Annotated in this window: 12 protein-coding genes, 1 tRNA gene and 1 pseudogene; 8 read left to right on the plus strand and 6 right to left on the minus strand. The window is 43.5% G+C overall.

The genetic code is table 11. The annotated features are described in order from the left end of the window. Window positions 1–65: 65 nt before the first annotated feature. The 4 genes and pseudogenes from ACW6PM_RS07130 (at window position 66) to glgA (ending at window position 6,388) form a co-directional block, all read left to right on the plus strand. Window positions 66–2,249 carry an ABC transporter ATP-binding protein gene (locus ACW6PM_RS07130; protein ID WP_456056693.1) on the plus strand — a complete coding sequence of 728 codons (2,184 nt, stop codon included), beginning with the start codon at window positions 66–68 and terminating at the stop codon, window positions 2,247–2,249. Between the two features lies 1 nt (window position 2,250). Next, window positions 2,251–4,104 carry an ABC transporter ATP-binding protein gene (locus tag ACW6PM_RS07135; protein WP_456056694.1) on the plus strand — a complete coding sequence of 618 codons (1,854 nt, stop codon included), beginning with the start codon at window positions 2,251–2,253 and terminating at the stop codon, window positions 4,102–4,104. A gap of 320 nt (window positions 4,105–4,424) precedes the next feature. Further along, a pseudogene (locus ACW6PM_RS07140) lies at window positions 4,425–4,766 on the plus strand (sporulation initiation factor Spo0A C-terminal domain-containing protein); the annotation flags it as partial. A gap of 170 nt (window positions 4,767–4,936) precedes the next feature. Then, window positions 4,937–6,388 carry a glycogen synthase GlgA gene (gene glgA, locus ACW6PM_RS07145; RefSeq protein ID WP_456056695.1) on the plus strand — a complete coding sequence of 484 codons (1,452 nt, stop codon included), beginning with the start codon at window positions 4,937–4,939 and terminating at the stop codon, window positions 6,386–6,388. 190 nt (window positions 6,389–6,578) lie between these two features. Here glgA and ACW6PM_RS07150 read toward each other — a convergent pair whose 3' ends face one another. From ACW6PM_RS07150 to ACW6PM_RS07175, 6 genes are all read right to left on the minus strand, one after another. Then, the gene (locus ACW6PM_RS07150; RefSeq protein WP_456056696.1) at window positions 6,579–7,472 is read right to left on the minus strand and encodes a DUF5688 family protein; all 894 of its coding nucleotides are present in this window, start codon (window positions 7,470–7,472) and stop codon (window positions 6,579–6,581) included. Window positions 7,473–7,650: 178 nt separating this feature from the next. Beyond that, window positions 7,651–9,525, minus strand: a complete 1,875-nt coding sequence (locus ACW6PM_RS07155; protein ID WP_456056697.1) for an extracellular solute-binding protein — start codon at window positions 9,523–9,525, stop codon at window positions 7,651–7,653. Next, on the minus strand, window positions 9,519–10,343 hold the full coding sequence (locus ACW6PM_RS07160) for an ABC transporter permease (RefSeq protein ID WP_015569472.1): 825 nt from the start codon (window positions 10,341–10,343) through the stop codon (window positions 9,519–9,521). Before ACW6PM_RS07160 ends, ACW6PM_RS07155 begins: the two co-directional genes overlap by 7 nt. Next, entirely contained in the window at window positions 10,336–11,409 is a 1,074-nt protein-coding gene (locus ACW6PM_RS07165; RefSeq protein WP_448754474.1) for an ABC transporter ATP-binding protein, read from the minus strand. The genes ACW6PM_RS07160 and ACW6PM_RS07165 overlap by 8 nt, the downstream gene beginning before the upstream one ends. A 96-nt stretch (window positions 11,410–11,505) precedes the next feature. Beyond that, complete coding sequence (locus ACW6PM_RS07170; RefSeq protein ID WP_308656942.1) at window positions 11,506–12,045, minus strand: helix-turn-helix domain-containing protein; 540 nt, start codon at window positions 12,043–12,045, stop codon at window positions 11,506–11,508. A 179-nt stretch (window positions 12,046–12,224) separates the two neighbouring features. Next, window positions 12,225–12,297, minus strand: a tRNA-Thr gene (locus ACW6PM_RS07175). Window positions 12,298–12,439: 142 nt separating this feature from the next. Here ACW6PM_RS07175 and ACW6PM_RS07180 point away from each other — a divergent pair. From ACW6PM_RS07180 to ACW6PM_RS07195, 4 genes are all read left to right on the plus strand, one after another. Next, window positions 12,440–12,808, plus strand: a complete 369-nt coding sequence (locus ACW6PM_RS07180; protein WP_456056698.1) for a GntR family transcriptional regulator — start codon at window positions 12,440–12,442, stop codon at window positions 12,806–12,808. 195 nt (window positions 12,809–13,003) lie between these two features. Beyond that, the gene (locus tag ACW6PM_RS07185) at window positions 13,004–13,912 is read left to right on the plus strand and encodes an ATP-binding cassette domain-containing protein (protein WP_456056699.1); all 909 of its coding nucleotides are present in this window, start codon (window positions 13,004–13,006) and stop codon (window positions 13,910–13,912) included. A gap of 16 nt (window positions 13,913–13,928) precedes the next feature. Next, the gene (locus ACW6PM_RS07190; RefSeq protein ID WP_456056700.1) at window positions 13,929–14,642 is read left to right on the plus strand and encodes a hypothetical protein; all 714 of its coding nucleotides are present in this window, start codon (window positions 13,929–13,931) and stop codon (window positions 14,640–14,642) included. Window positions 14,643–14,698: 56 nt separating this feature from the next. Continuing rightward, complete coding sequence (locus ACW6PM_RS07195) at window positions 14,699–15,361, plus strand: hypothetical protein (RefSeq protein ID WP_448754478.1); 663 nt, start codon at window positions 14,699–14,701, stop codon at window positions 15,359–15,361. Window positions 15,362–15,383: the final 22 nt, after the last annotated feature.

Consider the following 15,383-nt stretch of genomic DNA (forward strand, 5'->3'; position numbering starts at 1 on the left):
GATTGCGGATATTTTTTTGCATTCGTGTATGGGGGATAAATTAACCGGAAAGAAAGGAAACGTTTATGAGTAAAATTTTCAAAAACCTGATTCCATATTGGCGATGGATCATATTAATTTTTGTTTTTCTCATTGCTCAGGCTTACTGTGATCTGGCTTTGCCTGCGTACACATCTGATATCATCGATGTGGGTATCCAGGATCATGGCATTGAGCATATCCTGCCAAAGGAGATTACCTCGGAGGATTATCAGATGGCGCAGACATTTATGCTGTCTGATGAGAAAGAAAAGTTTACGGAATGCTACGAGACAGCAGATACCGAGAACACAAGTGACGGCAGCAGTGTGACAAAATACAAGCTGAGCGCTGATTCTGACACACTTGATGAGCTGGATGAGGAGCTTTTGGTTCCTCTTGTCATGGCATATCAGGCTTTTCAGTCGGGTGAGCAGATGGATGTGGATGCATCAGCCATACCGCAGGGAGTAGCACTTGATGATAACATGATAAAGCAGATAAGAAGCAAGGTGCAGGACAAAATCGATGCGGTGGGTTCATCTACTTTAAAGTCCATGGGTGTAGCTTTTGCGACAAAGTGTGACGAGAATGCGGGAATTGATGTGGATGCCAATCAGATTGCTTATCTGTGGAGGGCAGGAGCCAAGATGGCAGCCTTTGCAGCAATTATGCTTATAGCAGCATGTGTTGTGGGCTTTGCGGCTTCTAAGGTCGGTGCCGCTGTCGGCAGGGATTTGAGAGAGAAGACCTTTTCAAAGGTTGTGGGCTTTTCAAATGCCGAGATTAACAAATTCTCTACGGCATCACTGATTACGAGAAGCACGAACGATATACAGCAGATTCAGATGGTTACTACCATGATGCTTCGTATGGTGCTTTATGCGCCAATCGTTGGTATAGGTGGTATCATCAAGGTGGCACAGACCAAATCCGGCATGGAATGGGTGATTGTGATTGCGGTTGTTGCCATAATGGTTTTTATTTTTACACTGGTCGGCATTGCTATGCCAAAGTTCAAGATTATGCAGACTCTTGTAGACAAGGTAAACCTTGTTTCGCGTGAGATTCTTACAGGTCTTTCCGTTATTAGGGCGTTTGGCCGTGAAAAAGAAGAAGAAAAGAGGTTTGATGAGGCTAACCGTGAGCTTACACGCACACAGCTGTTTACAAACCGCGTCATGACCTTTATGATGCCTGGTATGTCCATGATCATGTACTGTATCACACTCGGTATCGTGTGGGTTGCAGCAGGCAGAATAGACAAGGGCTCTATGCAGGTAGGTACCATGACTGCGTTTATTACATATGCCATGATGATTGTCATGTCATTCCTCATGCTCTCAGCCATGTCAATCATGCTTCCGAGAGCAGGTGTTGCTGCAGAGCGTATAGATGAGGTTATAAGGACAAACAGCACTGTAAATGATCCAAAGGAGCCTGTTACTGAGGCAGATCATAGGGGGGTTATCCGTTTCAACCATGTGGATTTCAGATATCCGGGAGCGAAGGAGGATGTGCTTTCAGACATTGATTTTGTGGCAGAGCCGGGAAAGGTTACAGCTATCATCGGAAGCACGGGCTGTGGAAAGTCTACACTTGTAAACCTGATTCCGCGTTTCTATGACGTGACAGGAGGCTCAATAGAACTTGACGGACACGATATCAGAGACTACACACTAAGCGAGCTTCGAGAGTCAATAGGCTTTGTTCCGCAGAAAGGTATTCTTTTCTCGGGAACCATCGCCTCAAACCTGCGCTTTGGTAAAGCAGATGCGAGTGATGAGCAGATAAAAAAGGCAGCAGATATTGCACAGGCTTCTGAGTTTATAGATACAAAGAATGACGGATATGAAAGCTCAATCGCACAGGGCGGCTCCAATGTGTCCGGTGGTCAGAAGCAGAGACTTGCCATCGCAAGAGCAATTGCAAAGGATCCTCATATATATGTGTTTGATGACAGCTTTTCAGCACTCGATATGAAGACTGACGCGCGCCTTCGTGCAGCCTTAGCTGAGGTTACGGAGAATGCTTCCGTAATCATCGTGGCACAGCGTATCAGCACTATTATCCATGCTGACCAGATTCTCGTGCTCGATGACGGTAAAATCGTAGGAAAGGGCACCCACGAGGAGCTTCTTGAAAATTGTGATGTGTATATGCAGATTGCACAGTCGCAGCTTTCTGCGAAGGAGCTTGGACTTGAGGATAACAAAAAGGAGGGCATGTAAGATGAGTGAGAATAATAACGAACAGTTCAAGATGCCTCCTAAGAGGCCGAGAGGGCCAATGGGGCATGGCCCCGGGATGGTCACAGAAAAGGCCAAGGATTTCAAGGGCTCTACAAAGAAGCTCATAAAGTATCTCGGCAGATACTGGGCTGCTATCATTGCTGTTATGATATTTGCAGCAGTTTCGACTGTATTTTCCGTTGCAGGACCGAAGGTAATGGGAAAAGCCACCACAGCGCTTGCCGAGGGACTCATGAACAAGATTGCAGGAACAGGCGGCATAGATTTTGATTATATTGCAAAGGTTCTTTTGTTTACGCTGGCTTTATATGTGGTGAGTGCTATTTTCATGTTTGCCCAAGGGCTTATCATGACAGGCATCACACAGAAGACCTGCTACAGGATGCGTAAGGATATCACAAGCAAAATCAACCGTATGCCGATGAAGTATTTCGAGTCAAGGACATACGGTGAGGTGCTTTCACGTATCACAAACGATGTGGACACACTCGGACAGAGCTTAAACCAGAGTATCACACAGATTATCACATCTGTTGCCACATTAGTCGGTACACTTGTCATGATGCTGTCTATTTCACCGCTCATGACGCTGATTTCACTCATTATCCTGCCTGTTTCGATGATACTTATTTCGTTTGTCATAAAGCATTCGCAGAAATACTTTAGACAGCAGCAGGAGTATTTAGGACACATAAACGGACAGGTCGAGGAGGTGTACGGCGGACACCTTGTCATAAAGGCATACAATAAAGAGGCTGAGACTGTAAAGACCTTCAAGGAGGCCAACAATGTGCTCTACAAATCCGCATGGAAATCACAGTTCCTTTCAGGACTTATGATGCCTATCATGCAGTTTGTGGGAAACCTGGGATACGCAGGAGTTGCCATCTCAGGCGGTATACTTGCCATAAAAAATGTCATCACAATCGGTGATATCCAGGCCTTTATACAGTATGTGAAGAATTTCACACAGCCTATCCAGCAGATAGCACAGGTGGCAAACCAGCTTCAGTCGATGGCGGCTGCATCTGAGCGTGTATTTGAGTTCCTAGAGGAAGAGGAAGAGGATATTACAGTGGAAAATCCTGTAAAGCCGGATCATATCGAGGGAAGTGTGGAGTTTTCGCATGTACACTTTGGATACAATCCTGACCAGATTATCGTTAAGGATTTCTCTGCAAGGGTTAAGCCGGGGCAGCAGGTGGCTATCGTTGGACCGACAGGAGCAGGAAAGACCACCATGGTCAAGCTGCTTATGAGATTTTATGATGTAAACTCCGGTGCCATCCTTGTCGATGGACATGACATCAGGGATTACAACAGAACAGATCTGCGAGATGCATTTGGCATGGTATTGCAGGATACATGGCTCTTTAAGGGCTCTATTATGGAAAATATCCGCTATGGCCGTCTGGATGCCACAGATGATGAGGTCATCGCGGCAGCAAAGGCAGCACATGCGCATCACTTTATCCAGACACTACCGGGTGGCTACGATATGGAGCTTAATGAGGATGCTTCCAATGTGTCACAGGGACAAAAGCAGCTTTTGACTATCGCAAGAGCTATCCTTGCAGATAATCCTATACTCATACTCGATGAGGCCACATCCTCTGTCGATACACGTACAGAAATCCGTATCCAGAAAGCTCTCGACAATCTGATGAAGGGCAGAACAAGCTTTGTCATCGCCCACAGGCTGTCTACCATCAAGAATGCCGATATGATTCTTGTCATGAAGGACGGAGACATTATCGAGCAGGGTACACATGATGAGCTTCTTGCAAAGAACGGATTTTATGCAGACCTGTATAATTCTCAGTTTGAAGAATAGAGACATAAAATTTAAAAAAAAATTCGCTCTCGACAAAATTCGACAAAATGTGCTATCATAAAAGCGTACAATTTGTTTTGACATGACAGTAATTGGCGGCATAGGAGAGTTTGATGAGCACTTTAAATGTCGCAGTAGCAGACGAAAAGAAAAACATGCAGAGTTTATTAAAGGGCATGGAGTTTTTAGGAACAGCAAAGAGTAGTGATGAGGCATACAGCATGATAAACGGTAATGCCGGTTCTGATGTGGTACTTGTGTATGTAAAGAGAGCATCCGGTGACATGGAGCCACTTGACGATACATATATGCAGAAAAAATCCCTTGAGACACAGGTGACGGATATCATTCATGAGATAGGTGTTCCGGCTCATATAAAGGGATATCAGTATCTGAGAACTGCGATAGTGATGTGCGTGGAGGATATGGAGATGCTTAGCTCTATCACAAAGCTTTTGTACCCCACTATTGCAAAGAAGTACAAGACTACCTCAAGCAGGGTGGAAAGAGCCATAAGGCATGCCATCGAGGTGGCATGGAGCAGAGGCAGGATGGATACGATAGACTCCATGTTTGGATACACCGTAAACTATGGCAAGGGCAAGCCTACCAATTCGGAGTTTATTGCTCTGATTACAGACAAAATACGTCTGGGGATGTAAAAATCGTCATTATAGACAAATAAAACCACGTTTTGACAAAATTTACTAGGCAAAATGTACTCCCGCGTGATATAATATGGTATACATTCTATTGGTATCAGGATGTATACTATATTTTTTTATCAGATTAATCGTTGTTTAAATAACCGTAATCTGGAGGGGGTATCAGCATGGACAAAATTAAAATACTAATGGCCGCATCAGAGGCAATACCTTATATGAAGACAGGTGGACTGGCAGACGTAGTGGGATCTTTACCGAAGTATTTTGACAAGGACAGATATGACGTGAGAGTTATTCTTCCGAAGTACAAATGCATGAGTGAGAATTTACTGCCACAGCTTAAGTACGTCTGTCATTTTTATGTCAATCTCAACTGGCGCAGGCAGTATGTGGGGATTTTTACATCACAGTACGATGGAGTGACATATTATTTTGTCGATAATGAGTTTTACTTTGCGGGAGATAAGCCATACAATAATATATACGAGGATGTGGAGAAGTTTGCTTTCTTTTCAAAGGCGGTGCTTGAGGCTCTGCCGGTTATAGATTTCGCCCCGGATGTGATACATTGTAACGACTGGCAGACAGGACTTTTGCCGGTATTTCTAAAGACCGTGTACGGCTCTGACAATTTCTATGCCGGAATAAAGACGGTCTTTACCATTCACAATATGAAGTTTCAGGGGCGCTGGAAGATTAAAGAGGTGGCTGATGTCACAGGACTTCCGGAGCACATTTTTAATTCAGGGGAGCTTGAGTTCTATGGTGAGGCTAATTATTTAAAGGGCGGCATAGTATATGCAGATGAGGTTACGACTGTCAGCCCTACATATGCAGATGAAATCTGTACACCTGAGGGCGGCGAGGGCCTGGATGGCCTGATGCTCGAGCGACGCAGGCATTTGAGAGGTATAGTAAACGGCATAGATTATGAGGTCTTTAATCCTATGAAGGATACATATCTGGATAAGCATTTTTCTGTAAGGGATATGAGTGGAAAGGTCGTTAATAAGCGTCAGCTGCAGGAGAAGTATGGTCTTGCTGTGGATAAGGATGTCATGCTGATTGGAATAGTTTCGCGTCTGACAAATCAGAAGGGCTTTGATTTGGTGGCATATGTGATGGAGGAGATGCTTTCCACCATGAATGTGCAGTTTATAGTGCAGGGTACAGGAGAGCAGCAGTACGAGGAGATGTTTAATTATTTCCATGGCAGGTATCCGCAGAAGCTTGGCGTATATATTGGCTACTCGGAGGAAAATGCACATGAGATATATGCAGGCTGTGATGCGTTTCTCATGCCGTCTCTTTTTGAGCCGTGCGGCTTGAGCCAGCTTATGTCTATGCGATATGGCACGCTGCCTATAGTCAGGGAGACCGGTGGTCTTAAGGACACTGTAGTGCCGTACAATGAGTACGAGAATACGGGCGATGGATTTTCCTTTGCAGATTATAATGCACACGATATGCTGCATGTCATCAAATATGCTCTTGATGTGTTTGAAAACCATAAGGACAGATGGCAGGAGATGGTACAGCGCGCCATGAGACATGACTTCTCATGGAAAGCATCTGCGAGAGAGTACGAGAAGCTCTACGACATGCTGCTTGGTAACTAGTACATCGTTTGGCAAATAACCGACTAATAGCTTTCATGAATTTCCAACTACGTTATTAGAAAGTAAATGGGGCTGTAAAATAAGTCCCTAATTAAGAAACGCCAACTCCGGCAAATGTCGGTTTTGGCGTTTCTTTGTATGAATTTTTCTATTTTTGAACAGGATTTTGTGTTATCGGGTTACATGATTATCAGTAGACAGTGTCTGTTTTACTGTCGTATATGTAGTACCTCTCACCGAGCACTTCCTCGTCACGTACCTCTGTCGAGTTTACCTCACAGATGAACTCGCTCAGGTTGCAGACATCTATATCGCTATCCAGCGGCATTACCAGAAACTCATGGATGCTGCTTGGTATGAGCAGCATATTGCCGCCTAGCTTTTTAGCCAGCGAGCTTAGCACACCCGGGTAAAGTACGGCGGATGCACCGTTTGTCTGCCTGCTGTTTGTCAGGATGTACATAGGCAGGCTGTCAAAATCACAGACTGCGCGCATCTGACTGGCATAGCCCGGGCATTTTTTGGCTAGAAACTCTGCCATGTTGATTATTGAACAAGGAAGTATCCTTGGGGTATTTTGCATTGAGGCGCGGATTAGTGTTTCTGTATCTATGCCCCATCGTGACAGAAGCGCATCTGTGACTGTGATAGTGCCAAACTCCGGAAGCTGTGCTCCAACATACACTTCAAATATGATGGCAAAATCCAGATATTTAATATAGGGAATATCCTTTAGCTGCTTTTGATTTTTCTCGTAGCTTATGAGCTGGAAAATTATTTTGTCCTGCACCTTGGAAAAATCATCACAGAAGCTGATGTCAAAATCTTCAGTTGGCTTGAAATCATTGTAGGTGGATAAAATCGCATCGAGAATAGAATCAATGGATACACCATCAAGATACCAATGGTAGTAAGGATTGAGATAAATAGTCGGTGCTATATTGAATTTGGGATTGATAATCACCAATCCGTCGTAGATCATCCCGTTGTTCTTTTTTACAGGATGGATAGTGAGCTTGAAATCATTGTCAAGTCTTGAGGTTATTTCTGTTTCTATAGTATGTAAAAACTCCGTGTATTTCATGAATCTCCTTGCGGAGCATAAAAATATCGGATCCCGTGGAAAAGTAAAACCCACGAAGCAGGGCGCTTCGTGGGTTTTACTCTATCATTGTTTGATGTAGTTTGCAATATGTATTTTTGTACAATTTTTAGGCTTCATTTTTGTGACATCATACAAAATATAGCTGTGCTATTCATTTTTAATCAGATTTGAGCCTCTGCCACAGTGTGTTGTACATAGTGGCATCCTCATCGTTTAATGCTCTGTATACCTCACAGTTTTTGATCATATCGGAAGGAGGATTGATTGCCTCATTTTCCTTCGTTTCCTCATCCTGATTGTCGATTACAGACTGGATAGGTGATGCATAGTATACATACTCAAAGTTGAGCTGTGCAGGCTCATCATTGCAGATATAGTTCAAAAATTCCTGTGCGCCCTCTTTATTCTTGCAAGTCTTTGGAATGAACCATGAGTCAATCCAGAGGTTAGAGCCCTCCTTTGGCACGATATAGTCCAGGTTGTCATTTTCAGCCATGGCGGCAGCAGCCTCACCGGAGTAGCACACTGCGATTGCAGCATTTTCCGCAACCATCTCATCGCAGGTCTCATCCACGTAGTAGGCGAGCACATCACTGCTTTGCTTGTTTAGTATATCGAAGGCTTCATCGAGCTTTTCAGGGTCTGTCTCGTTTATCGAGTAGCCAAGTGTGCGAAGGGCAGGAGTAAAGGCATCACGGACAGAATTAATCATAATCATGTTGTCCTTGTATTTGCCATTCCACAGGCAGTCCCAGGTATTTAGGTCTGATGCATCAGCCAGCCTTTTATTGTAGAGTATGCCGAGTGTACCGTAGAAATAAGGCACAGTGTACTCATGCGTCGGGTCAAAGGATGCGGACATATCAATTATATCCTGATTTACATTTTGATAGTTTGGCATAGCGCTGTAGTCTATCTTGTTGACCTCGCCCTCACTTATGAGCTTCTCGATGATGTAGTCGGAGGTGCAGATGACATCATAATCGATGGCACCGGACTTGTACTTCGTGTACATCTCCTCAGGCTCCTCGTATTCCTCGTATTTTATGGTGATTCCGGTTTCCTGCTCGAAGCTGTCGATTACTGATTCATCGATGTATTTACCGTAGTTTAGCACTGTTATGGTATTGTCATTGTTCGTGCTTCCTGCGCTTATGGTAAATACCGAAAAGCAGCCTATTACGAGTACCGCAACAATTGCGAGGCTTACACTACGCTTTACGATGCGAAGCTTTTTAGCCCTTGCAGGCTTCTTTGCGGCACTTACGGGTATCTGGTTTGAGTTGATGTTTACCACAACCAAAAGCAGCAGCACTGTGAAGAAAAGTATGGTCGACAGAGCATACAGCTCCGGCTTTACACCCTTTTTAAGCTCTGTGTAGAGCATGGTTGAGAGGGTATTGACTCCGGCACCCTTCGTAAAGTAGGTGATGGAGAAGTCATCGAGTGACATGGTGACCGCCATCATAAAGCCGGAGAACACTCCGGGACTTATTTCAGGCCAGGTGACCTTGAAAAATGCATATAGAGGCGATGCACCCAGATCAAGTGCGGCCTCGTAGGTGTATTTGTTGGTCTGCTTGAGCTTTGGCAGCACATTCAGTATCACATAAGGGATATTGAAGGTGATGTGCGCGATTAGCACTGTCACAAAGCCCAGATTTATGAATTTTACAAACAAAAGCATCATTGAGATACCGGTCACGATATCGGCATTGAGCATCGGGATGTTTGTGGCGCCCAGATAGATTGTCTGGTTTCTTTTTTTCATGGCGCTTATACCCATGGCTGCGAGAGTTCCGATTATTGTGGAAATCACAGCCGCAAGCAGCGTAATCTGCAGGGTTGTCGAAAATGCCGACATGATCCGCTCACTCTGAAAGCACTTTATGTACCAGTTGAGCGTGAAGCCTCCCCATTTAACCTTGGATTTGGAGTTGTTGAAGGAGAGTACTATTAATACAACGATAGGCAGATACAGGAACAAAAATATCAGTCCCATATATACCCTGGATGCTATTTTCTTTACCATAATGCGCTCTGGTCTCCTTCCTTATCAAACAGATTGACTAGTGCCATGCTGATTAATACAAATACCATGAGCACGAGTGAGAGACCGCTTCCTGCGCCCCACTGTGAGCCATGGACGAAATCCTGTTCTATGATATTTCCGATGAGCAGGACCTTTCCGCCACCGAGTATCTGTGAGATGGCAAACGATGTGAGTGATGGCACAAAGACCATTACGATTCCGCTTATGACACCGGACACTGTAAGTGGCAGTATAATTTTGAAAAATATTGTGACTTTATTTGCACCGAGGTCAAGAGCCGCCTCAATCCAGTCGTTTTTGATTCTGGTCATTGAGTTGTATATAGGCAGCAGCATGAATGGCAGAAAGTCATAGACCATGCCAAGCACGACAGCTCCGGAGGTATTCATGATGTTGAAGCCCGGCAGTCCGAGAGTGGTGAGTATCGAGTTGATGACACCGTTTTTGGACAAAAGCTGCTTCCATGCAAGTATTCGAAGCATAAAGTTCATCCACATAGGAAGCATGAAAACAAATACCACAAAGCTTTGATTTTTAATCTTTAAGCCGTTTAAAATCATTGCAAGAGGGTAGGACAGCACCAGGCATATTATGGTGCATATGATTCCAAGCCTGAGGGATAAAAGCAGTGCCTTGATATTGGTGTGCTGTGCTATTGCAGCCACATATTCAAATGTAAAGCCGCCGTCAGAGCCTTTAAAGGCATAGTACACAATCATGAAAAGCGGAAGTATGATAAATCCGATAATCCATATAAGGTACGGCCCTGCGAGCAGCTGTTTCTTTATTTTAGACATCTATCTCCACCGCCTTTTCATCTGAGGACTCAGGCTTGTGCATTACCTGGATATTAAATGGAATCACCCTGATACCCACATGGCTTCCGACCTCGACATATTTGGTTGTGTGCACCATCCAGTCGTAGCCGTTTGCCTTTACCTCAAGCTCATAGTGCACACCCTTGAAGATATTGGACACGACATCGCCCTGCATGTAGCCGTCCTCCGCAGGCACCAGCTCCACATCCTCCGGGCGGATGACTATATCGACAGGTGTGTTCTCACCAAAGCCCTCGTCCACACAAGGCATTTTTACACCGAGTATCTCGACAAGCTTATCCTTTATCATAATACCGTCTATGATGTTGCTGTGTCCGATAAAGTCAGCGACAAAGGCATTTTCAGGCTCATTGTAAATGTCCTCTGGTGTGCCAATCTGCTGGATGTAGCCCTGATTCATGACTACGATGGTGTCAGACATGGTAAGTGCCTCCTCCTGGTCATGTGTGACGTAGACGAAGGTGATACCGAGCTCATTTTTTAAGCGGATGAGCTCATACTGCATGCTCTGGCGCAGCTTTAGGTCGAGAGCGCCAAGCGGCTCGTCCAAAAGCAGTACCTTAGGCTCGTTTACAATAGCTCTTGCAATGGCGATACGCTGCTGCTGGCCTCCGCTAAGAGAATCCACAGAGCGGTTTTCAAAGCCGTCGAGATTGACGAGCTTTAGCGCATACTTTATTTTGTCATCGATGTAGGCCTTGCTTTTTTTCTTTATTTTGAGACCAAACGCGATGTTTTCAGCGATAGTCATATGAGGGAAAAGAGAGTATTTCTGGAAAACAGTGTTCAGATTTCTCTCGTTTGCAGGTACATTTGTGATGTCCTTTGAATCAAACATGATTTTTCCCTTGTCTGGAGTCTCAAAGCCGCCGAGCATGCGAAGCGTAGTGGTTTTTCCACAGCCCGATGGTCCAAGCAGCGTCAGAAACTCATTCTCCCTGATATATAGATTTAATTCGTCGAGTACAACATTGCCGTTGTACGACTTTGTGATATCGATAAAATCAATTAATTTCTTTCCCATGGTGTAAACCTTTTGTTGCTGGTCATATTGATGTGTGAACAGTAACAACCTTTCTCATGTAATCTATGGTATTGATATGGCTTCTGCAGGGCATCGTCAGAAGCTCGGAGGATTGCTGACCCATATGAGCACAGCATCCTTTGAAGACTTATTTTCAATAAAATGCTTCTTGCCGGCTTTAAAATAAAAGGACTCACCGGTCTTTACAGTGTGCACCTTGCCACCATAGCTAAGCTTCACTGTGCCCTTTATCACATATCCAAACTCCTCACACTCCTGTGGCAGATATATTTCAGAGCTGCCGCCCGGATGAAGAGTGAGCCTGACAGGCTCCATGGAGCGGGTCTGTGCGTTTGGAATGACCCATTCCACCTTGCTGTTTTTTTCCTCGTCAATTTTTTCAAAATAATCGTTCGCCTTGTAGACAATCTGCTCAGGCTCCGAATCTGTAAAAAACTCCGCCGGTGTCATACCCAGGCACTGGATGATATCAAGCAGGGTGCCGACTGACGGTGAATTCTGATTTCGCTCAAGCTGGGAGATAAATCCCTTCGTCAGCTCAGCTCTGTCAGCAAGCTCCTGCTGGGTAAGTCCGTACTGGATACGAAGCTCCTTCATACGATGTCCGATATCCATGTTTACTTCCTTTTCTAATACATTTTACACTATATTTACTGTAGGCTTAATAATAGATTTTTTGTTTACTAAAAATAAACCAACGAGATAATTTTAATATATTTTTTATAAATGTCAAGAGGGATTTTTGTAATAAAAAAACACCTCATTCTGTTTTGAATGAGGTGCTTTTTTTGAGAAGCCGATAACCGGGATCGAACCGGTGGCCTACGCATTACGAGTGCGTCGCTCTACCTACTGAGCCATATCGGCAAGCTATATTATATTATCAGATATAAGAGTGTATGTCAAATCAAAATTTTTAGGGATAATTTCATAAAGGTATTGACAATAGAATGTATATAGCGTATATATAACACATGAACAGTTAATATATACAGTACGGAGGTAGCATATGAAGCTGATGCAAAATTCAGGAGTGCCCATCTATCAGCAGATAGCGGACAGCTTCAAGACAGATATTTTGACCGGCAGGTATGAGCAGGGGGAGTTCCTTCCGTCGATAAGAGGGCTGGCGAAGGACTTGAAAATCAGCGTGATAACCACGATGAAGGCTTATGAGCAGCTTGCAGATGAGGGACTCATCACAGCGGCGCAGGGCAAGGGTTTTTATGTCAATGCACAGGACAGTGAGATGATAAAGGAACAGCACCTGCGCAAGGTGGAGGAGTCGCTGACAGACGCGATAGCCGCGGCTGAGATAGCCGGAATCTCAAACGACGAGCTGAAGGGGATGCTTGAGGCATTACTTGATGTAGAATGACAGGAGTAGATTGGTTATGAGTATGATAAACATAGTGATGACAGCATTAGGTCAGCTATTAATGCAGTTTGTAACACAAATTATATCCAGATTTATTTAATACAATGATTATGGATAGCTATAAACAATGAAAAATTTAAGTAAGAATTAGTTCATATTAAACAATGATATGAAAATGAATAAGGAGAAATGAAAATGACAACACAGAATGCAATTGAGGCAGCAAAAATCACAAAGAAGCTTAAAAACTTCACACTGGATGTGGAGAATTTCGCAATACCGCAGGGCTTTGCCACAGCTTTAATCGGAGAAAACGGAGCAGGAAAGACAACACTTTTAAATATCCTGGCAGGAATCAGGCTTGACTATAAAGGTGAAATCACTTATTTCGGACAGTATTCCGACAAACAGAAGGAAAACTCGGGAGATATTAAAAACCGCATAGGCTACACTGGTCCGGGCAAATATTATCTGCCACAGTGGACGGTTAAGGATATCGAGGAAATTAGCAAGCTGATGTTTGATGACTTTTCTGCAGAGGATTTTCACAGATATTGTGAGGAGCTTGCAATATTTTCACATGGCAGCATTGATATGAAGAAGGCTAATAATTCATTTTCGGATGGTATGAAGATGAAGCTCATGCTTGCAGGTGTCATGGCACGAAAGACAGACCTTCTTTTGCTGGATGAGCCGGCATCGCCGCTAGATCCGCTTATGAGAGATAAGCTGTGCCAGATGATTGGCGAGTATATCCATGAGGGCAACGGAAAGCGCAGTGTATTTTTCTCTACGCACAATATTTCTGATATGGAAAATATCACCGATTACGCCATTATTATGGAAAACGGACAGATTGTGGAGCAGGGCTTTGTCGAGGATTTGAAGGAAAAATATATCCTGATTAAAGGAGATGCAGCAGATACAGAGGCTGCCGGTAAGGTGCTTTATTCAATGACCAAGAATCCGTACGGCTTCGAGGGCATATGCTTGGCGGAAAATATAGATAAGCTCGCAGGGCTTAATGTAACAAAGGAGATTCCGACACTTTACCAGATAAGCGTTGCGGTCATGAAAAATAATACAAAGATTGTGATGCGCTAGTGCGAGGTGAGGTGTTATGGAAAATATGTCAGGAAGTATGAATGAAAAGATAGTTTCACAGGAACATAAAGATTACAAAGCAAAGAATAAAGCTCTAACATACATCAGGGATTACCGTGTTATGACTAATCTCAAGTATCGTCTGATAACAAATATACTGATTCCTCTTTTGGCAATTCTGGCATCAATGCTAATTGCCTGTTCAAAAACAGTCTGGACATGGATAGGAGTTATAGTAATTGTTTATGATTTTTATATGATGTGCGAGGTGGTACAGGACTATTTCTGCTTCGGCTGTATGTGCAAGAAGAATGCATTTGGCATGCATTTTTTAAAGACTGGTTTTAACGGAGTAAGATACTTTGAGAATGCAGTTCTTGTGGATATACTTGTGAGACCGATTCGTATTGGAATTACGGTACTCATTGCATCAATACCGTTTATTAAATTAGGAGTTAATGTTTGGTCGATATTTGACATTATTATGATATCTTCAATTGTGTCGGTTGGCTCGTTAAATATATTCAGATACATGGATCTGGGAATGTATATTTATCTGCTGGCGCTTATAGTTATCTTCCCTGCAATTGCCGGCAGTATAGCTGTTTTGATTTATGGTGGTACACTGAAGTTTATTGCACCTTTACTTGCGGTAGCACTCGTTTGTGTGATAGCAGCGACATACTATCACATGGTGGTTCGTATCCGCAGATCATATGTTGATGTGTAGAGGCGCTTTAAATTGGAAGTATATTTGAAGAAGTATATTTGAAAAGGAGAAATATTATGCTGAAAGATATTAAATTAGGATTTAAATTATTGAGATATGGCTATAAACTGAAGTTGAATGTGATCATGCTTGTATTCTTTGCAATAATCGGAATTGCATCTGATATAATGAGCAAGGGAACTTCCATCATAGGTGGTGTATACTTTATGATGTGCGGGATGTTCACATTTCAGCTCATCATGTCGATGGATGTGTCAGAGCTTATCCAGTCCACATCACTGAAAAAGAAGCTGCAGATATACATTCCGGTGATGTCAAGCACGGTAATCAATCTTGTTGTTTTCACATTTTTGGTAATAGAAAGAGTCATTCTGATACAGAATTCCGTGGCAGATGAGAAACAGCTTATCTTCACACTTTTTACGCTCGATGTTGTGCTGTTGACAGTATATCTGTACACAAGCATATGCTATAAGTATTTTGTACTTGGCTTTATTGTATTCATGGTTTTGTTTATGGGCGTTTTTACTGTGCTTTCAGGAGTGGCGTTTGTGCCGGTTTCTAATGCTGTTTTTAAGCTTGGACTCCCGGTGGTGGCATTGCTGGGCTATATTGCTATTTTTGCAGGTGGGGCGCTTGAGATATTGATAGGAGAGCTGCTTTACAAGAAGCCTTTGTCAGAATTCGCATTCAGGGGATTTTTCCGTGATGCAAAGTAGTGATGTTACTGTTCCCGCATAA

It is taken from the genome of Agathobacter sp. (genome assembly GCF_977054825.1).